15 protein-coding genes are annotated in these 19976 nt (G+C 66.7%); 4 read left to right on the top strand and 11 right to left on the bottom strand.

The annotated features are described in order from the left end of the window. Positions 1 to 223: 223 nt before the first annotated feature. On the top strand, positions 224 to 1945 hold the full coding sequence (ggt, locus tag J7024_RS03555; protein ID WP_124826168.1) for a gamma-glutamyltransferase: 1722 nt from the start codon (positions 224 to 226) through the stop codon (positions 1943 to 1945). Between the two features lie 113 nt (positions 1946 to 2058). Here ggt and J7024_RS03550 read toward each other — a convergent pair whose 3' ends face one another. Next, positions 2059 to 2982: an alpha/beta fold hydrolase gene (locus J7024_RS03550; protein ID WP_124826167.1), complete on the bottom strand. Its 924-nt coding sequence runs from the start codon at positions 2980 to 2982 to the stop codon at positions 2059 to 2061. 334 nt (positions 2983 to 3316) lie between these two features. Between J7024_RS03550 and J7024_RS03545 the strand changes: the two genes are divergently transcribed. Continuing rightward, positions 3317 to 3766, top strand: a complete 450-nt coding sequence (locus J7024_RS03545; protein WP_124826166.1) for a winged helix-turn-helix transcriptional regulator — start codon at positions 3317 to 3319, stop codon at positions 3764 to 3766. Positions 3767 to 3787: 21 nt separating this feature from the next. Here the strand turns inward: J7024_RS03545 and J7024_RS03540 are convergent, their stop codons facing one another. The 6 genes from J7024_RS03540 to J7024_RS03515 form a co-directional block, all read right to left on the bottom strand. Next, entirely contained in the window at positions 3788 to 4399 is a 612-nt protein-coding gene (locus J7024_RS03540) for an ANTAR domain-containing response regulator (RefSeq protein ID WP_124826165.1), read from the bottom strand. 6 nt (positions 4400 to 4405) lie between these two features. After that, entirely contained in the window at positions 4406 to 5548 is a 1143-nt protein-coding gene (locus J7024_RS03535; RefSeq protein WP_124826164.1) for a transporter substrate-binding domain-containing protein, read from the bottom strand. A 32-nt stretch (positions 5549 to 5580) separates the two neighbouring features. After that, positions 5581 to 7137 (bottom strand): nitric oxide reductase activation protein, encoded by a 1557-nt coding sequence (locus tag J7024_RS03530; RefSeq protein ID WP_234744795.1) that lies wholly within the window; start codon positions 7135 to 7137, stop codon positions 5581 to 5583. 8 nt (positions 7138 to 7145) lie between these two features. Beyond that, positions 7146 to 7979 (bottom strand): CbbQ/NirQ/NorQ/GpvN family protein, encoded by an 834-nt coding sequence (locus J7024_RS03525; protein WP_124826162.1) that lies wholly within the window; start codon positions 7977 to 7979, stop codon positions 7146 to 7148. Then, entirely contained in the window at positions 7979 to 8461 is a 483-nt protein-coding gene (locus tag J7024_RS03520; RefSeq protein ID WP_096499012.1) for an AmiS/UreI family transporter, read from the bottom strand. The genes J7024_RS03525 and J7024_RS03520 overlap by 1 nt, the downstream gene beginning before the upstream one ends. A gap of 70 nt (positions 8462 to 8531) precedes the next feature. Next, positions 8532 to 9569, bottom strand: coding sequence for an aliphatic amidase (locus J7024_RS03515; RefSeq protein WP_124826161.1), 1038 nt, complete (start codon positions 9567 to 9569; stop codon positions 8532 to 8534). 1112 nt (positions 9570 to 10681) lie between these two features. Here J7024_RS03515 and ppk2 point away from each other — a divergent pair. After that, positions 10682 to 11632: a polyphosphate kinase 2 gene (gene ppk2 / locus J7024_RS03510; protein ID WP_124826160.1), complete on the top strand. Its 951-nt coding sequence runs from the start codon at positions 10682 to 10684 to the stop codon at positions 11630 to 11632. Positions 11633 to 11690: 58 nt separating this feature from the next. Here ppk2 and J7024_RS03505 read toward each other — a convergent pair whose 3' ends face one another. The 3 genes from J7024_RS03505 to J7024_RS03495 all read right to left on the bottom strand — a co-directional run bounded on the left by J7024_RS03505 (position 11691) and on the right by J7024_RS03495 (position 16930). Continuing rightward, positions 11691 to 12278, bottom strand: coding sequence for an IMPACT family protein (locus J7024_RS03505; RefSeq protein ID WP_124826159.1), 588 nt, complete (start codon positions 12276 to 12278; stop codon positions 11691 to 11693). A gap of 722 nt (positions 12279 to 13000) precedes the next feature. Further along, positions 13001 to 15202 (bottom strand): glycoside hydrolase family 3 C-terminal domain-containing protein, encoded by a 2202-nt coding sequence (locus J7024_RS03500; RefSeq protein WP_175786678.1) that lies wholly within the window; start codon positions 15200 to 15202, stop codon positions 13001 to 13003. 468 nt (positions 15203 to 15670) lie between these two features. Next, on the bottom strand, positions 15671 to 16930 hold the full coding sequence (locus J7024_RS03495) for an oligosaccharide flippase family protein (protein ID WP_124826157.1): 1260 nt from the start codon (positions 16928 to 16930) through the stop codon (positions 15671 to 15673). A 608-nt stretch (positions 16931 to 17538) separates the two neighbouring features. On the opposite strand from J7024_RS03495, the gene J7024_RS03490 reads away from it, so the two are divergent. Continuing rightward, positions 17539 to 19395, top strand: coding sequence for an alpha/beta hydrolase (locus J7024_RS03490; protein WP_124826156.1), 1857 nt, complete (start codon positions 17539 to 17541; stop codon positions 19393 to 19395). 131 nt (positions 19396 to 19526) lie between these two features. Here J7024_RS03490 and J7024_RS03485 read toward each other — a convergent pair whose 3' ends face one another. Then, on the bottom strand, positions 19527 to 19952 hold the full coding sequence (locus tag J7024_RS03485; RefSeq protein ID WP_175750546.1) for a hypothetical protein: 426 nt from the start codon (positions 19950 to 19952) through the stop codon (positions 19527 to 19529). Positions 19953 to 19976: the final 24 nt, after the last annotated feature.

The raw sequence follows: 19976 nt of genomic DNA, 5'->3' as shown, positions 1-19976 counted from the left end.
CGCGACCGCGCCTGACGCATGAAATTTCGACCGATGCGTGTGGCGGTTTTTACCGTCGGCATGTGGGGCCGCACACAATTTGCGGGCTTTCGTCGCGCACCGCGTGTTCGACCCTTTTTGTCCCCCTATACTACGAAACCGCACGTGGCCGTCGGCGCGCCAGCGGCCATAAGCGGATCAGGTGCCTTTCCTGCCTGAAGGAGATCCATATGGGGGACATGCAATGACTACGCTGAATCGCTTCAAAACATCCGCCGTCGTGCTCGCGACGGTGGCCGGCGTCGGCTTCCTGCCGAACGCGCCCGTCTATGCGAAGGGCCCGCAGCCTGCGGTCCTGACGAGCTCGGCGGTCGCGGTGGCCGACAAGTACAGCGCGGATGCCGCGGAGCGGATCTTCAAGGAAGGCGGCAACGCGATCGACGCGGCCGTCGCAATCGCGTTCACGCTCGCCGTCACGTATCCGGAAGCCGGCAACATCGGCGGCGGCGGCTTCATGACGATCTACAAGGACGGCAAGCCGTACTTCGTCGACTACCGCGAACGCGCACCGCTCGCCGCGACGAAGGACATGTACCTCGACAAGGACGGCAACGTCATCAAGGGCATGAGCCTGTACGGTCCGCGCGCGGTCGGCGTGCCCGGCACGGTCGCGGGCATGTGGGAAGCGCAGAAGCGCTTCGGCAAGCTGAAGTGGAAGCAGGTGCTCGCGCCGGCGATCCACTATGCGCGCGACGGCTTCGTCGTCGACGAGCAACTGGCGCAGCGCGGCGTCGACGCGTCGAAGGAGTTCGGCGGCAAGACCAATTTCGACAAGTATTTTTCCGGCCTGAAGGCCGGCGTGAACTTCAAGCAGCCCGATCTCGCCGACGTGCTCACGCGGATCTCCAACGACGGTGCCGAAGGTTTCTACAAGGGCAAGACGGCCGAGCTGATCGCCGCGTCGATGAAGACGGGCGACGGCAACGGGCTGATCACGACCGAGGATCTCGCGCAGTATCGCGCGGTGTGGCGTGAGCCGGTGCAGGCGAAATGGAACGGCTACGACGTGATCACCGCGCCGCCTCCGAGCTCCGGCGGCATCGGCCTCGTGCAGTTGCTGAAGATGAAGGCCGACCTGAAGAAGGACTTCGAGGGCGTGCCGCTCAACTCGCCGCAATACATCCACCTGGTCGCCGAAATCGAGAAGCGCGTGTTCGCCGACCGTGCGCAATACCTGGGCGACCCCGACTTCTACAAGGTGCCGATCGCGCAGCTGACCGACGATGCGTACATCGCGAAGCGCGCGGCCGAGGTCAACCCGAAGGAGCCGTCAGACACCAAGAGCGTGCAGCCGGGCCTCGGCACGACGATGCCGGAGAAGGCCGAAACGACGCACTTCTCGGTCGTCGACAAGTGGGGCAACGCGGTGTCGAACACGTACACGATCAACGGCTATTTCGGCTCGGGCGTGATCGCCGACGGCACGGGCATCGTGCTGAACGACGAGATGGACGACTTCTCCGCGAAGCCGGGCGTCGCGAACATGTTCGGCGTGGTCGGCAGCGATGCGAACGCGATCGAACCGAAGAAGCGGCCGCTGTCGTCGATGTCGCCGACGATCATGACGAAGAACGGCAAGGTGTCGCTCGTGATCGGCACGCCGGGCGGCTCGCGGATCTTCACGTCGATCTTCCAGGTGATCAACAACATCTACGACTTCAAGATGCCGTTGAAGGAGGCCGTCGGCGCGATGCGTTTCCACCATCAGCTGTTGCCGCCGAACACGATCTTCTGGGAGCCGTACCACCCGATCGAGGGTGAGCTCGCGAAGCAGCTCGAAGCGCGCGGCTACACGCTGAAGGGGCAGGACTTCAGCGGCGACATCCAGGTGATCAAGATCGACGGCAAGACGCCTGAAGCGGTGGCCGATCCGCGCGGGCGTGGCGTCACGCGGATCATTCACTGACGTCGGCGTGAAGCATGCGCGTTCGCGAAAGCGGCCGCGCATGCGGTTCGCGGCCGGTTGTTCGCCCGGCCGTGCAATGCACCGTGTCGTTTGCCCGAGCCGATGCGATGCGTTCAGGCGGTCGCCTGGATGAAGCGGGCGATTCGTTCCGCAACCGCATCGGGTGCATCCTCGAAGCAGTAGTGCCCGACACCCGCCAGCCGCTCCACGGGCGCCGACGGAAACAGCGCGGTGAACAGCGGCAGGAAATGTTCGGCGCCGAGCGTTCGATCGGCGTCTCCCCAGATCGCGAGCGCGGGTTTTGCGCGGATCGCGCGTTGCGCCGCCGCATCGGGTTCCTCGAACCGGTGTGCGCCGGCAGCAAATCCCCGCGCCCAGCCGATCGCGCCCAGGCAATCGGCCGGTCGTGCGAACGGCGCGCCGTATGCGGCGAGCCACGCATCGGTGACGATCGCGTGATTCTCGAAACCGTTCAGCTTCAGCGTGCTCAGGATGTTGAAGCCGAGCTGCCCGAGCACCGTCTCCAGCGAGCCGTCCGCCGCCGCGCGCACGATCCACTGGAACCACGGCGCATCGCGACCATTCGCGCCCAGGCGCTCGACGAGATCGGGCTGGCCGAACGGCGTAGGTCCGTTCGCCGACACGATACGCCGGATACGGTCCGGATGACGTGCGGCGAGCCCCATGCCGACCGGGCCGCCGAAGTCGTGCATCACGAGCGTCACGCGATCGAGGTCGAGCGCGACGACGAAACGCTCGAGGTTGTCGATATGGTCCTGCAACCAGTAGTTGCGTTCCTGCGGTGTTGCGCTTTTGCCGAATCCCATGTGATCGGGCACGACGACGCGATGGGCCGGGCGCAATGCGCCGATCAGATGACGAAACAGATAACCCCACGTGGGTTCGCCGTGCAGGCACAGGACGGTCTCGCCGTCGCGTGGCCCTTCATCCACGTAGTGCATCCGGAACCCGGATGTGTCGTCGAAGTGCGGGGCAAATGGAAAGGTACCGTCGAACGTGGCATCGGGCGGCATCATCGGGCGCTCCTTCATGGAGATGGGGGATTATGGTTTCAAATTGAAACCATAAGGAGCGTAGGTCGGGAAGTTCCAATTTGCAACCGAGCGGATCGAAAGTGGATGACCGAATATCCCCGCCGTGTGCTGCCTGGCAGGCAATGAAGAGAGGAAAGTCTCGCTTTCGAGAGCGAAAATGGATTGGCAGCCAATCGGCAGCACTCCAATCCCGGCGGGGAATCCCGCTTCGTTCGTGCTTTGCGAACAGTAGCGCCTCGACGATTGATTTCCGGTGTTGTTGGTTTTATATTGAAACCTTCCATGGCAATGAGCCAGCCGCCGCCGGCTTTCATCGATGACGCGACGAACCACCCACGAAGATTCCCTCTGCGGCGTTGCGCGCCCGCTGGACGCGATTGGCGACTGGTGGTCGCTGCTGATCGTGCGCGACGCATTCGACGGGCTGCGCCGTTTCGGCGAGTTCCAGAAAAATCTCGGCCTTGCGAAGAACATCCTCGCCGCGCGTTTGCGCAACCTTGTCGCGCACGGAATCATGGACATGGTGCCGGCCGCGGACGGCGGTGCGCATCACGAGTACGTCCTGACCGAAAAGGGGCGAGGCCTGTTTCCGCTGCTCGTCGCGCTGCGGCAGTGGGGCGAGGACTTCTTTTTCGAACCCGACGAAGCGCACGTGCTGCTCGTCGACCGCAAGACCGGCTTGCCCGTCAGGAAACTGGAGCTGCGCGCGCAGGACGGCCGCGTGCTCGGCCCCGAGGATACGGTCGTGCTGCCGCCGCCCGACTGACGCACGGCGCGCGCGCATGCATTACCGCTTCAGCAGCGCATGCGCATGCACGATCTGTTCGGCGATCTGGTTGATCGAGATGCGCCGCTCCATCGCCTGCGAGCGGATCTGCTGATACGCCTCTTCCTCGCCGATGCCGTTGTGCTGCATGAGCAGCGTCTTCGCTTCCTGCAGCGTGCGCGCGGATATCACGCGCTGTTCGAGCTGCGCGATGCGGCGCCGGTATTCGTCGTGCCGGCGGCTCTGGTGACACGCGAGCGCCATCGCGCTCAACAGCCCGAACGAGCGCACGGGCGTCGTCACCGCGCTTTGCGCGTCGATGCGCAGCATCAGTTCGAGGATGGTCGGGCTTTCATAGGTCGTGACGGCGATCAGCGGCGGCCGAGCATCGTCCTCGAGCCACGGGATCGAAAGGTGCAGCAGATCGGGCCGCACCGCGAGAATCACGAGATCGACGCTCTCCGGCAACTCGGCGGGCGGCGGCCAGCGCTGCTCGCTCGGGCAGCCGATACGCGACAACTGCTCGACGATCAGCAGGCCGTTGTCGTCGTCCGGGTAGTACACCATCACGCGAAGCGAACGGAGTTCGGCGAGCAGGCGCGGCGTCGAGCGGATCGGGGTGCGGGCGCGCATCGTCGGCTATGCCTTCAGTTCGTCGGGCGTGTGCACGCGGTCGCCGAGCGAATGCGTGACGAGATACGGATCGGGATGCACGCGCCGCGTCGCTTCGCGCACGATCGTGAAATTGCCGTCCGCCGTCGCGCAGCCGATGCGCGGATACAGGCACGTGTGCTGCGTGAGCCGGTCGATCTTCACGCGGCCCTGCGGCGCGTCGAATTCCGATTCGGCGAGATGCTCGACGAGCCGCTCGCGCTGGTCGGTGCCGGCGCGAGCGAGCGCGTTCGCGAACAGGTGCACCTGGAAATACGCGGCTTCCCATGGGGCGGACGCGTTGGCGTCGTCGCCGAAGCGCGCCTTCAATTGCGCGATGCAGCGCCGGTTTACGTCCGAGTCGATGGTCTGGAAATAGGGCGACGACGTGTAGTGGCCGGCCGCGGCCGCGCCCATCTGGCCGAGTTCTATCTCGGACGTCGTCAGGCTCGCGATCGGCATCTTGCGCGCGTCGAGCCCGGCTTGCGCATACGCGCGGTAGAACGCGGCCGTGCTGTCGCCAACCAGCGTGCTGAACACGAAGTCGGGCGCCTTCGCGCGGATGTCCGCGACCACCGCCGCGAAATCCTGCTCGGACGCGACGAGCGGCATGTAGACCTCGCCGAGGATCTGGCCATCCGGATGCTGCGTGACGAGGTCGATCATGATGCGGTTCGACTCGTACGGGTAGATGTAGTCGGACCCGACGAGGTACACGCGCGCGCCGAACTGCGCGGTCATGAACGCGGCGAGCTGCACGCTGTTCTGATTCGGCGCGGCGCCCGTGTAGATCACGTTCGGCGAGAATTCGAAGCCTTCGTACAGCGTTGGATAGAACAGCAGCTTGTCCCACTTCTCGACAATCGGAATCAGCGCCTTGCGGCTGCTCGACATGTATGCGCCGAACAGCACGTTCACACGCTCGGTGGCGATCAGGTCTTCGGCAAGACGCGCGTAGACGGCCGGATCCGAGCACGCGTCGCGCACGATCGGCACGATCTCGCAGCCGTTCGCGCCGCCGGCTTCGTTGATCTCGGCGATCGCCTGCAGCGTGCCGCGCAACTGGCTCTGGCCGAGGTGCGACGTGCATCCGCTCTGCGAGAACAAAACGCCAACCTTCACACTGTTCATTCGGTCTTTCCTGTCTCTTCCGGGTGGGGCCGTCAGGCGGTCAGCTGCCCGGCCGCCCGTGCGACGACGGCGGGCAGGGCGTCGCCGTTCGCCGCGTGAACGCAGTTCGGGCCGACGCCAAGTATTGTAGACAAGCCGGGCGGCGCGCCGAACGACAAACCCGCGATCGCGACGCCATGCTGCCGCCCGTGGCGCGCGGCATGGCGTGCATCCTCGACGAGATAGCGCGGGTCGAACACGTCGATGTCGGCCGCTTCGCCGTCGCCGATCATCAGCACGGCAGCGCGCGCGGACCCGGTCTCGCGACGCAGCAGCGCAAGCGCGTGGCGCAGCGCGGCGCCGGTGCGCGTGCTCATTCCGGCGTCGGCCGCGAGCAGCGCCGTGCGGCGCGATGCGTCGAACGCGTCGTCGAAATCCTTGAAGCGCGCGTAGTACACGCGGTGCCGGCCGTCCGACGTGTAGCCGTGCACGGCCCAGCGCCGCCGCTGCCGATCGAACAGGTCGCCGAGCACGAACGCCGCGCGCTTCTCGAGCGCGGCTACGTGCGCGGCCGTCGACGCGGACAGGTCGAGCAGGATCAGGACGGGCCCGCACGCGTCGTGCGGGACGCGGCGACGGAATACGCGCGGATCCGGCGCGTGGCCGGCGTGTCGTGCGATGCGTGCGGCGATCGCCGCATCGACGTCGAGCGCGTCGCCGTCGAGTTGGCGACCGACGCGTCGCAGCAATTCCGTCGCGCGTGCCGGGTGCATGTGCCGGACGGCGCGCCGGTCCGCGTCCACCCGCGCGGCGAGCGACGGCGATGGCGCGGACGTGGGCGGCGCGCGTTCGACGATCGTTACCCAGTCGCGCCGTTCGCGCCGTGCGTGGCAATTCCACTCGGGATAGCGCGGTGCACCGGCGTGCGGCGCCGGTGTGTCGTCCGGCGCGTCGTCGCGGCCGCCGGTGGCGGCCGACGTGTCGACGCCTTCGCTGCCCGCACGCTCGGATGCGGCGGCCGGCTGCGTCCACAGCCACGCGTTGTCGTCGCGATAGCGCAGCCATGTGCCGTCGTCCGGTTCGAAGCGCACGCGCATCTGACCGAGATCGTTCGCGAGCCGCGACGCGATCGTGCGACATGCGCGGTAGTCGTCGAGCCGGTCTCGCAGCGCGTCGAACAGTTGCACGCCGGTGTCGACCCACGGATTGCCGTCGCGATACGAACGATCGTACAGCGCCTTCGCGAGTCGCGCGCACAGGCGGCTGAACGTGAGCCCTTCGCGGTCGATCGGCGCGAACGCCGGCGCCCAGAAGGTCGCGAGCCCCGGCCATTCGCGGGCGAGCAGCGTTTCGACGCGTGCATCCTCGATCAGGCCGGCGATCGCGATGCCGATCGGCGTGAGCGTGCCGACCGGTTCGCCGGACGGCGAGTGCCGCCAGTGCGCAAGGGCGTGTGCCGCGGCGGCAATCCGCGCATCGGGCGGCAACGCGCGCGGCACGCGCAGCGTCGCCTGGCCGAGCGTCGCGCGCGGCGCGGCATCGTCGAGCTGCACGCCGGTTTCGCGCGCGGTCATTCCGTGCAGGAAGCGGGCGAGCTGCAGCGCGTTCATGTCGGCGCTCATGTCGCGAAGTGCGCGGCGGCCATCGTCTGCAACGCGGCGCGCGTGTCGGCGTCGTCGGTTGCCGCATCGCTGATCGCGATCCGGCACGCATCGAGCGGCGCAAGCCCCGCGACGATCAACCGGGCCGCATGCACGAGCAACCGCGTCGATGCGCCTTCGTCGAGTCCGTCGCCGGCGAGCGCACGGGTGCGCTGCGCGAGATCGACGAGCCGACGCGCGGTGTCCCGGTCGGCGCCGCTTTCGCGCACGACGACATCGGCTTCATGTTCGGCGTCCGGATAGCCGAAGTCGATCGCGACGAAGCGCTGGCGTGTCGACGGTTTCAGCCGCCGGTGGTCGCCGTGATAGCCCGGGTTGTACGAGATCACCAGATGGAAATCCGGATGTGCGTGCACGACCTCACCGAGCCGGTCGAGCGGCAGCACGCGCCGCGAGTCGGTGAGCGGATGGATCACGACGGTCGCGTCCGGGCGTGCCTCGACGATCTCGTCGAGATAGCAGATCGCGCCGTGGCGCGCCGCGAGCGTGAGCGGCCCGTCGGCCCAGTAGGTGCCGTCGGCGTCGAGCAGGTGCCGGCCGGTCAGGTCGGCCGCCGACGTGTCGTCGTTGCACGCGACCTGGATCAGCGGCAGGCCCATGCGCCACGCCATGTATTCGACGAAGCGGGTCTTGCCGCAGCCGGTCGGCCCTTTCAGCAGCACCGGCAGATGATGGCGGCAGGCCGTCTCGAACCAGTCGGGTTCGGCGCCGGCCGGCTGGTAGAACGGTGCATCGGCGATGCGGTGGCCGGCGAGCGGATCGGCGGCGAGCGGCGTATCGCGTGCGCTCATCACCACCTCCCCGTCATCATCAGCATCCCGGGCAGCCAGCAAGTGCCGACGCCGATCGCGATCGTGTAGCCGGGCAGGAAACGCACGCGGCGCTTAAGCCCCAGCGCGACGAAGAACAGGAACCACAGGCTCGACCACAGCAGCCACATCGCGCCGAAACGCAGGTCGTGCGACGTGCCCGCATAGACGAGCGCGCTGATCGCGACGAACAGGCAATACCAGCCGAGGCCCGCGCCTTGCAGCCCGCGCCACTGGACGGCGGCGAGATACAGGTACGTGAACGCGAACAGCAGGCCGCCCGCGCTCGAGAAATACTGCGGCGGCGCGGATGCCTGCACGAGGCCGGCGAGGTTGATCAGCAGCGCGAGCAGCCCGACGAGCAGGTTCAGGCCGGCCGCATCGCGCGGTTCGATGCGGCCGGTGAGCGCGACGCCGTTGACGACCAGCACCGCGCCGATGAAGAAGAGAGCGACACCGAGCATGATGAGGGCTCCAGAAAGAGGCGGAGCCGTTCGCGCGCATGACGCGAACGGCCGGGCAGAGGCTGCGTGCTCAGCGGTGCGCAGGCGCTTCGGCCGGGATGCCCTCGATCGGGCATTCCGGCGTGCCGGGCGTCGCGCGCGTGAGGCGCTCGACAGCCTGGCGCGTGCCGTCCGGGTCGTTCACCCAGTTCGCGTAGAACTCGAACGGGCATTGCGCGACGCCGTTCGGCGATTCGCCGGAACCGATCTTGCCGGTGTAGCCGCGATGCAGCAACTTGTACAGGTGGTTCTGCGACTGCATGTTGCGGCGCGCGTCGCGGATCAGGCTCACCGACAGCTCCGCGTACTGCACGCCGTTTTCCTCTTCGCCGCATTCGCCGAGCGTGCGGCCGTCGAAGCCGACGATCGCCGAGTGGCCGAAATACGAGTACACGCCGTCGAAGCCTGACGCATTCGCGACCGCGACGTAGCAGTTGTTCATGAACGCCATCGCTTTCGACACCAGCACCTGTTGATCCTTCGCCGGGTACATGTAGCCCTGGCAGCGCACGACCAGCTCGGCGCCGCGCATCACGCAGTCGCGCCAGATTTCCGGGTAGTTGCCGTCGTCGCAGATGATCAGGCTGATCTTGAGTCCCTTCGGGCCATCGGCGACGTACGTGCAGTTGCCCGGATACCAGCCTTCGACCGGTACCCACGGCATGATCTTGCGGTACTTCTGCACGATTTCGCCCTGGTTGTTGATCAGCACGAGCGTGTTGTACGGCGCCTTGTCCGGATGCTCCTCGTGACGCTCGCCGGTCAGCGAGAACACGCCCCACACGTTCGCCTTGCGGCACGCGGCCGCGAAGATGTCGGTTTCCTCGCCAGGTACGGTCGATGCCGTGTCGTACATCTCCTTCGCGTCGTACATGATCCCGTGCGTCGAATACTCGGGGAACACGATGAGGTCCATGCCGGGCAGGCCGCGCTTGATGCCGACCACGCGCTCGGCAATCTCGCGTGCGTTTGCGATGACCTCGGCGCGCGTGTGCAGGCGCGGCATCTTGTACTGGACGACGGCGACGCCGACGGAGTCGTTGCTGCTGGAAATATCGCCATGACGCATGGTGTGCTCCTGATTCGGATGAGGAAGTACGTTTTCGAAGGACAAAAAAAAGCCCTTGCCTCGACGAGCGAGGCAAGGGCTTCTTTGCCGGTCCGTTCACCCGACAACGCTGTCGGATAACGGGAATGCGGATAGGGTGGCCGCTTGCGGGGCGGCCGGCACGGCACGGGCTAACGGACCCGGGCTGCGCACGATCGTGGGACGTCTTTGTCCGCCGGAATCGATGGGATGCACTCTATGCAAAGTTCTTTCTGGATGCAACACCACGTATACCCCTGCACGGCGTGAAGGCCGTGAGGGCGGGCAGTGTGCGGCCGGGTCTGCGAATTGCGCGGTGCGATGGCGCAGGGGCGGGGTGAGTTTGCAGGGTGTGATGCCGTGACATGTGCGTTGCTTCGAAGCGGCGAAGCGCACGGCGCGCAAACGGCATTTCGGGAGAAGGTTGTGTGCGCAACTAGAAGTCGGGGTGTTTTCGAGTGGCCTGTGACACTCGATTGCAGTCGGCCGGTGAGTTGTATTCGCCGAAAATTTTCTGTCTCGCTCAGCGGCTTCTCGTCGGGCTGGATGGGCAGGGTTTTCAAACGAAGTTTGCGCGCATCGACATGGCGCGACGGACAGATTTTTCGCGATGCTCGAGGCGTTGCGCAACTGATTCGGCATGTCGGACATCGTGCTGTAGTCAGCGTGCGGATGCGCGGCCATCAACGCGCCGTATTCGAGCCAGCCAGCCGGTCTGGAGGTCCGGTACGTATCGCGGCAAGAGGCTGCCGGTCCCGGCCGTCGCATTCCCGGCCGAGGACCTGAACCCGCTGGACGGGCGGGGCGGCTTCCGAACGCCGCGGACCCGCTTCAAGGCCCGGGTTCGGTTCGCCGCCGGGCATATGTCGCTAGCCGCCGGGCGATCGTGGATCCGCGGCGGCGGGCCGGGACGATGTTTCGACCGTGCGGGCATCGCGCCCGAGTGGTCCGGCCCGTCCGGCCAACCGTTCCCGCCGTGCGACCAGCGCCGGTTGCGCTCCCGGCGGGGTTCGCGCAGGCCGTTTCATCAATTTGACGCGCGACGCTGGGATAATGGCGTAGTTTGGCTGCGTCAACTGAAGGAAGGAGGCCCCATGGGCGACAACACTACCCGCACCGAGATCGACAACCTTACCGATATGGCATCGCTCGAAGCGCGACAGCGCCGTTTCGAGGAGGATCTCGTTGACGCGTACGACGAAGAGCTCGAGATGGAACTCGACGATCGCCGCTTCGACGACGGCGACGACCTGCTGTTTTCGCAGGAGCGGCGCGCCGCGCGCAAACAGTATTTCCGCGAGCTGTTCCGGCTGCAGGGCGAACTCGTGAAGCTGCAGGACTGGGTCGTGGCCACGGGGCACCGGCTCGTCGTCATTTTCGAGGGGCGCGACGCGGCGGGCAAGGGCGGCGCGATCAAGCGCATCACGCAGCGGCTGAACCCGCGCGTGTGCCGGGTGGCGGCGCTGCCCGCGCCGAACAACCGCGAGCGCACGCAGTGGTATTTCCAGCGCTACGTCGCGCATCTGCCGGCCGGCGGCGAGATCGTGCTGTTCGACCGCAGCTGGTACAACCGCGCGGGCGTCGAGCGTGTGATGAATTTCTGCACCGACGACGAGTACGAGGAGTTTTTCCGCTCGGTTCCCGAGTTCGAAAAGATGCTCGTGCGCAGCGGGATCCAGATCGTCAAGTACTGGTTCTCGATCACCGATCACGAGCAGGAACGGCGCTTCCAGAGCCGGATCGAGGATCCGCTGAAGCAGTGGAAACTGAGCCCGATGGACCTCGAGAGCCGCCGCCGCTGGGAGGCCTATACGGCTGCGAAGGAAGAAATGCTGCAGCGCACGCATATCGCCGATGCGCCGTGGTGGGTCGTGCAGGCCGTCGACAAGAAGCGCGCGCGGCTGAACTGCATTCGCCATCTGCTGGACCAGGTGCCGTATCACGACGTGCCGCGTTCGACCATCGACTTGCCGCAGCGCGAGCACCACGAGGACTACATCCGTCGTCCGGTGCCGGACGACATGATCGTGCCGGACGTTTATTGAGCGGATGAGGCCGGCAGGGCCGGCCGGAGATGCGCGCCGTGCAACGCGGCGCGCCCGACTACAGATCGGGGAAGCCCGAGCGCCCCTGTGTTAGGTCGAACAGCTCGGCTTTCGCGGCTGCCTCGGCCGTTTCGGGCAGCTTGATCACCAGCTTCACCGTCATCCCGTAAGCGCTGTCCACCAGTTCGTAACCCGCCTGTTCCATCCAGCGGCGCACCCGCGCTTCGTCGGGGTAGCCGATTTCGATCGCGAATCGCGTGTAGCGAATGCGCTCGACGCGCTCGGCATCGAGCAGCGCCGACGCGATCGCGTCGGTATAAGCGCGCACCAGGCCGCCGGCGCCGAGCTTCACGCCGCCGTAGTAGCGGACGACCGCGCCGAGTACGCCGTCCAGATCGTGATGGCGCAGCACTTCGAGGATCGGCCGGCCGGCGGTGCCCGACGGTTCGCCGTCGTCCGACATGCCCGACTGACCGCCCGCGAGCAGCGCCCAGCACACGTGGGTGGCTGTCGGATGCTCGTCGCGCAGGCGTTGCAGCGCGTGCATCGCGGCGTCGCGGTCCTCGACGGGAATCGCGTGCGCGATGAAGCGGCTCTTGCGGATTTCGAGTTCCCGGATGTACGTGGTGGCGAGCGAGTAAGTCATGTTCCGGGAAACGGTAAATGTATAAAAATCAAGGAGATAGAAGCTCCTGTGCCACGAGCTGTCGATGGGCGGCGAGCGTGCCGGGATTGCGTCCGTCGCGGCGCCTGAATGACGCGACCAGCGGGTCGCAGTGGAATTTTACAGGGACGTGCGCCCAGGTACTCGACGCCGTTGGGTCGCCGGGGGGCACCGGGCGTGAAAACGCGCGCGACGAATGGCTTGCGTGTGCACGCCGTCGCCGCGGCAACGAGTGGATCGTCGGGCAGCGATGTCGGCGTTCCGGCCGCTATCAGACCCCCGGCTTTCCGTAGCGAATGGAGGTTCGGGGGCGCTCGAAGCGTTCGATCGCGTTGTGCCGGGGTGAACTGGCGACGGGGATTGGGAGAGGGACGTCCGGACAATTCGCGGCGGACTCAGGATGCCGTGACTCGGTATCTGCGCAGATTCGTCGTATCGATGCGGTGCGACATCGCCGATGACGAATCGCATTCCTGATCAAAAGGCGAAATCGCTTTTCGATGAAGCGACACCGTCGGCATCGATCGACGAAATTATAGTGAGTCGGCTCGATGCGATGCGCGAACATTGCGTTCGCTATCCGGAAACAACCGGCGAACGTTGCGTCGTCCGCCGGGGCATCATTCGTCACGGAAATCGCAGTCCCGCCGGGCCGGGCGCCGAGCGATGTCTCGCCCGACGCCCGGTATCCCGTCACCGCTTGTTCAGCTACCCTGCAGCCGGATATCGCGCGACGACGCGCCGACATACACCGTCCCGCCCGGCACGATCTTCCAGCCGTTGCGCGACGTGTCCCACACGCTCTGCATCCGCGGCGAAACGGTCACGTGCACGTGCCGCGCCTCGCCCGGATTCAGCCGGATCTTGTCCCAGCCGACCAGCCGCTTTGGCGGTTCGTCCTTGTACGGCACGCCGAGATAGACCTGCGGCGTTTCCGCGCCCGCGACACGGCCGTCATTGCGCACGGTAAACGCGACGCTCAGCGAGCCGTCCCGTTGCCGCGACACCGACAGTCCCGAATACGCGAAATGCGTGTACGACAGCCCGTAGCCGAATTCGAACATTGGCTTGATGTTGCGCGCGTCGTACCAGCGGTACCCCATGTCGAGCTTCTCCGTGTAGACGGGATCGTTCTCGAACGTGCCGTTTTGCCCCCACGTCGGCGTATCCTGGTCGCGCGCCGGGAACGTGACGGGCAGTTTGCCGGACGGATTGACCGCGCCGAACAGCACGTTCGCGATTGCCTTGCCGCCGGCTTCGCCCGGATACCACGCGTCGACGATCGCCGATACGTTGTCCTTCCACGGCATCAGCACGGGATTGCCGCTCTCGACGACGACGATCGTGTGCGGGTTCGCACGCGCCACGGCTTCGACGAGCGCATCCTGATTCGACGGATTCGCGAGGCTCAGGCTCTGGAGATCGCCGAAATCCTCGCCGGCCGGCTGCGCGACCACGACGATCGCGACGTCCGAGCGGCCTGCAAGCGCCGCAGCCTGGTCGATCTCCTGCTGCGTGTACGCGCGAAACGGCGACTGCTGATCGCTGTTGCCGGCGAACGTGACTTGTGCAGCCGGCGCGAGCGCGCGGATCGCAGCGACGATCGGCACGTCGACCTTGAGCCACGGATTGCGCCACCAGCTGCAGCCCGTCGACGACCCGAACGTGAGGCCGCCGCAGCCCGCGAACGAGCCGGTGACCGGATCGCGCGTATTGCCCGAGCCGCCGCCGGACAGCACGGCGGCGTCGGCATGACCGCCGATCACCGCGATGCGCGACAGCGCGGAAGCCGCGAGCGGCAACTGGTTGCCGTCGTTCTTCAGCAGTACGATCGACTGCTCGGCGACACCCTGCGCGAACCGGTTCGCGGCGGTGAAATCGATGGTGCCGCCGCCCTTGGCCGGATCGTCCATCACGCCGACGCGGATCATTACGGCCAGCTTGCGGCGCACCATGTCGTCGAGGCGCGCGGTCGACACCGAGCCGTTCGCGATCGCCTGCTTGACGGCGGCAGGCGTCAGGTAGACGGTCGAGCCGACGTCCTCTTCCTCGTCGAGTCCCGCGTTGATCGCGGCCGCGGTGCTGTGCGTCGCACCCCAGTCGGACTGCACCTGGCCCTGGAAGCCCCATTCGTTCTTCAGCACGTCGTTGAGCAGGTGATTGTTCTCGCATGCATACGCGCCGTTCAGGCGGTTGTAGCTACACATCACGCTGCCGGGTTGCCCGCGCTTCGCGGCGATCTCGAACGGCAGCAGGTAGAGCTCGCGCAGCGTGCGTTCGTCGATCTGGCTGTTGCCGCCCATCCGGCCATGTTCCTGCTCGTTGCCCGCGTAGTGCTTGATGGTCGCGATGACCTTCTGCCGCTGCGTGCCGAGCGTGCGTTCGGCGAGCAGATCGCCGGCAAGCAGCGGATCCTCGCCGAGATACTCGAACAGCCTGCCGCCGCGCGGTTCGCGCGCGAGGTTGGTGCCTCCGCCCAGGCCCATGCCGAACCCTTGTGCGCGCAACTGGATCGCGATCTGCTTGCCGTAGTCGTACGACAGCCGGCGATCCCAGCTCGCGGCCACCGCGATCGTCGCGGGGAAGGTCGTGCTGGCGAGCGACGTGCTGCCGGAGCCGGTCGACGAGTCGGCCATGTTCAGGTCGGGAATGCCGAGCCGCGGCACGCCCTGGATATAGCCGGCACCGCCGCCCGGCACTTGAGACATTTCGTATTGCGAATGGATGAACTGAAGTTTCTCGTCGAGCGTCATCTTGCGCACGAGCAGGTCGGCGCGCCGCTGCGCGGCGGACGACGCGAATGCGTCGGCGGCGTCGCCCTGTGAATTGAAATCGGTGTTGCCCGCGTAGACGCTGGTGCAGAGGGTCGCTGCCAGCACGGCGGCCGGCCAGAGTGTGTCCCGCATGTTGTTCTCCATGATCGTATTGCCGGTTGTTCGAATGATGTCTGGAGCTGCGCAGGTCCGATGGATTCGCATCGAACGCATTCGGCTGGCGATGCAGGGTGGTTGCGCGTCGGCATGCCAGGTCAGGCGGGGAATCGTTACGGCCGGTTGGGCCCGATCGAACCATGCGGACGGCGACGCGGACCGCCCGACACTACCGAATCGGATGTGGCGATTCTCTGCAGCGACTAATCGTACGAATGTAGTTTGACTACAGCATCGGTGTTTCTACCGATACGTACGATCTTTATTCGTCGGGGTGGCGCGACGTGGGAAAAACGCGGTCATCGTTCCCGATGTGCGTGCGCAGCAGAGTAAGAAGTACCTGCGTGCAAGCGTTCGGAGGCGGGCGACGAGAGGAGCGGCAGGCAACGGGCAAGCGCATGCGCATGCCACGCTCGTTGCATGCGCATCGAATGCGGGCCGGTGCTATGCGCGTCGCGCGGCGGGACTGCCGGGCAGCGGAATGCCGGCGCGATAGACGACGGTCGCGAGCGCGGCGGCGACCGCGGCCTCGGCCAGCAACACGGCAGCGGCCGCGCCCAGTTCGGCGAAGTACTTTGCAAGCACCGGCACCAGCACGATGTTCACGATGCCGGACGACATCAGGATGCGCGTGAATGCGGACTTCATTCCGAGCGGCAGCATCGTCTGCACGCCGAACAGGTCGGTCATGCCGGCCATGAACGGGACGAACGCCATCCAGCGCAGCACCTGGACCGTCGGCTCGTACGACGGGCCGTACAGGATGCGCACGGCGAGCGGCGCACCGAAGAAGATCGCGAGCGAGATGCCGAGCACCATCACGACCTGCACGACGAACAGCTTGCGCAGGAACGAGAACGCGTCGTTGCGCGCATGCCGCATCAGATAGTTGATGCGTGGATAGGTGGCGGCCTTCAGCGGCTGAAGCATGCTGAGCGCGGCGCGGATCAGCTTGTCGCCGGCGGCGAAATAGCCGGCCGCGACGTTGCCCGACACGAAACCGAGCAGCACGGTGTTGGTCGACGCGTAGAAGGCGATCGACGTCGATGCGAGAAAAACCTGCCAGCCGCCTTTCAACGATTCGGCAATGTCGTCGAAACCAACGCGCACGAAGTCGACTTCGCGATGTAAAAACAGGTAGACGGCGAGCGCAACCGCGGACAGCGTCGGAACGGCGGCGTTGACGATCATCGCCCGGTCGATGTCGGCCGGGCTGTGCACGAGCGCGAACATCGCGGGCAGGCTCACGATGCGCCCGACGAACAGGATCACGCTCAACGCGCGCAGCTTCTCCATTCCCTGGAAATACCAGCCCGGCGTGAACGCGACGCCAGCCACCATGCCGAAACCGATCAGCAGCAGGTCGCGATCGTCGCCGAAGCGCCGGACCACGAGCGTCAGTACGACCAGCACGATGAAACAGAGCACCGCGATGCCGATCTGCGCGTACAGCGTCGCCCAGAAGATGCGCGAGCGTTCTGCGCGGTTGTCGCGGGCGAGCGCGATGCGCGGCGTGGCGGTCAGGTCGAAGCTGTAGCTCGTGCAGTTGGTGAGATACGCGATGACGGCAAGCGAGAACGCGAGCTGCCCGTAGCCTTCCGGACCCAGCGCATGGGTAAGCAGCGGTGCGATCAGCAGCGGCACCGCATACATCGAAATCTGCAGCGTCAGCAGCAGCAGGAAGTTCTTCTTGAGGTTTGACATTCGCTCGGTCGGCGCCGTGGGTGTCGCATGAGGCGGATCGGGGCCGCCGTGCGCTCGCGCAGCCGGCCGGCCTGACGCGGCTGCGCGGGTTTGCGGCCCGCGCCGGCGGGCGCCGGTTTTCGTCCGGCGACGCCGGGCACGGCCACATCGTCTGGCGGTCATGATACGGGCCGACGGGTGCGCCTTTGTTCGCGAGCCTACCTTTCGTCGATTCCGTGCGTGCGCGCGGAGGCAATCGTGTCGGCAAGTACGCCGTTGTGTCGCGACAGTAAGGAATACATTTGTAAGCTGGCGCACCGAAGCCCGCTCGGGCCAGATGATCTAATCAACGCACCGTTCTCGTTCATGACGGACAGCGTGCACGGCGACGGCTATGGCCGGGGCACGCACGGGTGCGCAAGACAAGACGCTTCCGCACTGCATGAGCAGGACGGCGAGCGCATGAAGCAGGGCAGGCGGGCCGCGCAGGGGCGCGGCGGCTATCCGTTGCCGTGCTGCCATGCGTTCGTCCGGCAGTCGCATGAGCGGCGGTGCCGCCCGTTCCGATGAAGCCGGAACGCGTACGCGTACGCGTATCCGATAACAAATACCGATCCGAGGAGTACCGATTGAAGCCGATAACGTTTGGCGGCTGCGTAGGGTGGCTGCACGAGGGACAGACGAGACAAGGCGTGATCCTGTGCGAATCGCTGGGTCACGAGGCTTCGTGGACGCACAAGCTGGTGCGGGCGATCGCCGAGCGCCTGGCTCGCGAGGGCGTCACGGTGATGCGATTCAACTATCCGTGTACCGGCGACTCGGCGGGCGACGACCGTGAAGCCGGCCGGCATGCCGCCACCATCGGCAGCATTCACGATGCGATCGACCTGTTGCGTGACGAAATCGGCGTGACCGGACTCACGCTCGTCGGAATCCGCGCGGGCGCGCTGTTCGCGATGCTGGCCGCCGCGGGCGTGGGTCCGCATCCGCCGCCGCGCGTCGACGCGCTGGTCGCGCTGGCGCCGGTCGTGCGAGGCCGCGCCTACCTGCGCGAGCTGTCGTTCGTGCATCGCCAGTGGCTCGACACCACGTCGCCCGCGATTCGCGCCGCGCACCGCGACGAACCGTGCATGAACGTGCTCGGTCATCGCATCCCGAACGATCTGGTCGACGCGCTGAAGGCGGTCGATCTGTGCGACGTGGTGCGCGATGCGCCGACGCTGCCGGGCGCGATGCTGCTGATCCAGCCCGACCAGGGCGACGGGCCGGCATTGCACGACGCGCTGCTCGGGCGCGGCGTGAACGTGACGAGCGAACCGTTTCGCGAGTGGCCGACGACGATGCTCGACGGCACCCGCTCGCGCCTGCCGCTGACGGCGATCGACACGGTCGTGAACTGGATCGTCGAACGCTCGCCGAGCACGCCGGCTGCCGACGAGGCGCGCTTGCACGCGGATCCGGCGTGGAACGGCGAATCGGCCGTCGCGCTCGACATGAACGACATGACCGAGCAGGTCGTCGCGGTCGGCCCGGCCCGGCTGGTCGGCGTGCTGTGCCGTCCCGCGGACACGCGGCCGGCCGAGCCGGTCGGCCCGGCGGTCGTGATCGCGAACACATCGACGAATCCACGCAGCGGCGAAGGGCGTTTCAGCGTGCGCTTCGCCCGCGCGCTCGCGCGCGTCGGCGTGACGACGCTGCGGATCGACGTGCAGGGGGTCGGCGACAGCGGGCGTGTTGCGCTGGACGATCAGTCGGGCGTCGTGTACTCGACGCAATCGGTCGACGACGTGGCCGCCGCCGCGGACTGGCTTCGCGCGCTCGGCTATCCGGAAGTGGTCGCAACCGGCATCTGTTCCGGCGCATACGCGGCGCTGCATGCTGCGGTGAAGACGCCGTCGCTCGGCGGCGTGATCGCGGTCAATCTCGCCCGCTTCGTATGGCCGGCCGGGCTCTCGCTCGAAGCCGTGCAGAAGCAGCGGAACAACTCGGTGCGCGGGTACTGGCTCTCGGTACGCGACTGGCGGAAGTGGAAACGATTCGTGCTGGAGCGGCGCGATTTTCGGCCGATCGTGCGCGCGGTGGCGGCGAATGCCGTTGCGCGCGTCAGCGTGCCGGTGATGGAAATCGCGGCGCGCGTCGGCTGGAAGCCGCGCATTGACACGCCGCGCGGGGTGATGCGAGAACTCGCGCAGCGCAACGTATGGACGATGCTCGTGTACGGCGCGCTGGATCCCGGCATCGACGACGTCCGGCGTCACTTCGGCGCAATCGAGCACGCATTCCGGCGCTCACGCCACGTGCGCTTGCACCTCGATGCGCAGGTCGACCACGCGGTGTACGGCGCGGTGGGCACGGACGTTGTGATCGATTTGTGCATGCAGGCGCTGGCACGCGAGTCGGACTGGCCGGTCGCGCGCGTCGCCGCTCAGGCCGCGCCGGAGGCGGCCGGGCAGTCGTACGCAGGGGTGTCGGTCGGCCGGTCGTGATGTCGGGCGCGATCCCGATCGGGAGGGAGATGGGCGTTCGGTGGGGTCGCTCACAAACGCGCGAGTCGGCGTGGTGTCCAATCCGGTATGGACGCACGGGCGGTCATGCGAGGGCATGACCGCCACAGGCGTCAGTCCGGAGGGCCGGGTTGCTCGTACGGGGATTTCGCGTAGGGCGACGAGTAGAGCGTGTCGGCGCTCCATGCATCCGTGGCCGGTGCGCTCGCGGCTTGCGGGCGGTGCGGCCGGTTTGCCACGAGCGGTCGGCGCAGTGCACTGCGAGGGCGCGATTCGGGTTGTGCCGCGGCACGGGTGGCGGCAAGCGGAAACGCGAAGCCCGGCGCCGCGACATCGGATGCAGGTGTGTCGGACTCCGCAGCAGCCCCTGGCGCGGCGGTTTGCGCCGAACGTTGCAGCACGGGCGGCGCGGACAGCGTCGACGATGCGGAGACCGGCGCGTCGGCCGGAGCGGCGGGCGGCGTCTGCGCGGGGGCGGCACCGGCAAGGCAGGCCGACACGATGCAGACGAGAGACGAAAGCGGCGAAGGACTGTTCATGACGAATCGTACGGAGTGACGTGC

The sequence above is a fragment of the Burkholderia sp. WTPI3 genome (assembly GCF_021483755.1).
Taxonomy (GTDB): domain Bacteria; phylum Pseudomonadota; class Gammaproteobacteria; order Burkholderiales; family Burkholderiaceae; genus Burkholderia.
The sequence above is the reverse complement of the archived record's forward strand: the minus strand, read 5'-3'. Positions and strand labels throughout refer to the sequence as shown.

What these genes read in the sequence shown, in the direction of transcription:
- ggt (WP_124826168.1), top strand. Translation starts at nt 224, where the DNA reads ATGACTACGCTGAATCGCTTCAAAACATCCGCCGTCGTGCTCGCGACG.
- J7024_RS03530 (WP_234744795.1), bottom strand. Translation starts at nt 7,137, where the DNA reads ATGAACGCGCTGCAGCTCGCCCGCTTCCTGCACGGAATGACCGCGCGC.
- J7024_RS03520 (WP_096499012.1), bottom strand. Translation starts at nt 8,461, where the DNA reads ATGCTCGGTGTCGCTCTCTTCTTCATCGGCGCGGTGCTGGTCGTCAAC.
- J7024_RS03525 (WP_124826162.1), bottom strand. Translation starts at nt 7,979, where the DNA reads ATGAGCGCACGCGATACGCCGCTCGCCGCCGATCCGCTCGCCGGCCAC.
- J7024_RS03515 (WP_124826161.1), bottom strand. Translation starts at nt 9,569, where the DNA reads ATGCGTCATGGCGATATTTCCAGCAGCAACGACTCCGTCGGCGTCGCC.
- J7024_RS03545 (WP_124826166.1), top strand. Translation starts at nt 3,317, where the DNA reads ATGACGCGACGAACCACCCACGAAGATTCCCTCTGCGGCGTTGCGCGC.
- J7024_RS03485 (WP_175750546.1), bottom strand. Translation starts at nt 19,952, where the DNA reads ATGAACAGTCCTTCGCCGCTTTCGTCTCTCGTCTGCATCGTGTCGGCC.
- J7024_RS03550 (WP_124826167.1), bottom strand. Translation starts at nt 2,982, where the DNA reads ATGATGCCGCCCGATGCCACGTTCGACGGTACCTTTCCATTTGCCCCG.
- J7024_RS03535 (WP_124826164.1), bottom strand. Translation starts at nt 5,548, where the DNA reads ATGAACAGTGTGAAGGTTGGCGTTTTGTTCTCGCAGAGCGGATGCACG.
- J7024_RS03500 (WP_175786678.1), bottom strand. Translation starts at nt 15,202, where the DNA reads ATGCGGGACACACTCTGGCCGGCCGCCGTGCTGGCAGCGACCCTCTGC.
- J7024_RS03540 (WP_124826165.1), bottom strand. Translation starts at nt 4,399, where the DNA reads ATGCGCGCCCGCACCCCGATCCGCTCGACGCCGCGCCTGCTCGCCGAA.
- J7024_RS03505 (WP_124826159.1), bottom strand. Translation starts at nt 12,278, where the DNA reads ATGACTTACTCGCTCGCCACCACGTACATCCGGGAACTCGAAATCCGC.
- ppk2 (WP_124826160.1), top strand. Translation starts at nt 10,682, where the DNA reads ATGGGCGACAACACTACCCGCACCGAGATCGACAACCTTACCGATATG.
- J7024_RS03495 (WP_124826157.1), bottom strand. Translation starts at nt 16,930, where the DNA reads ATGTCAAACCTCAAGAAGAACTTCCTGCTGCTGCTGACGCTGCAGATT.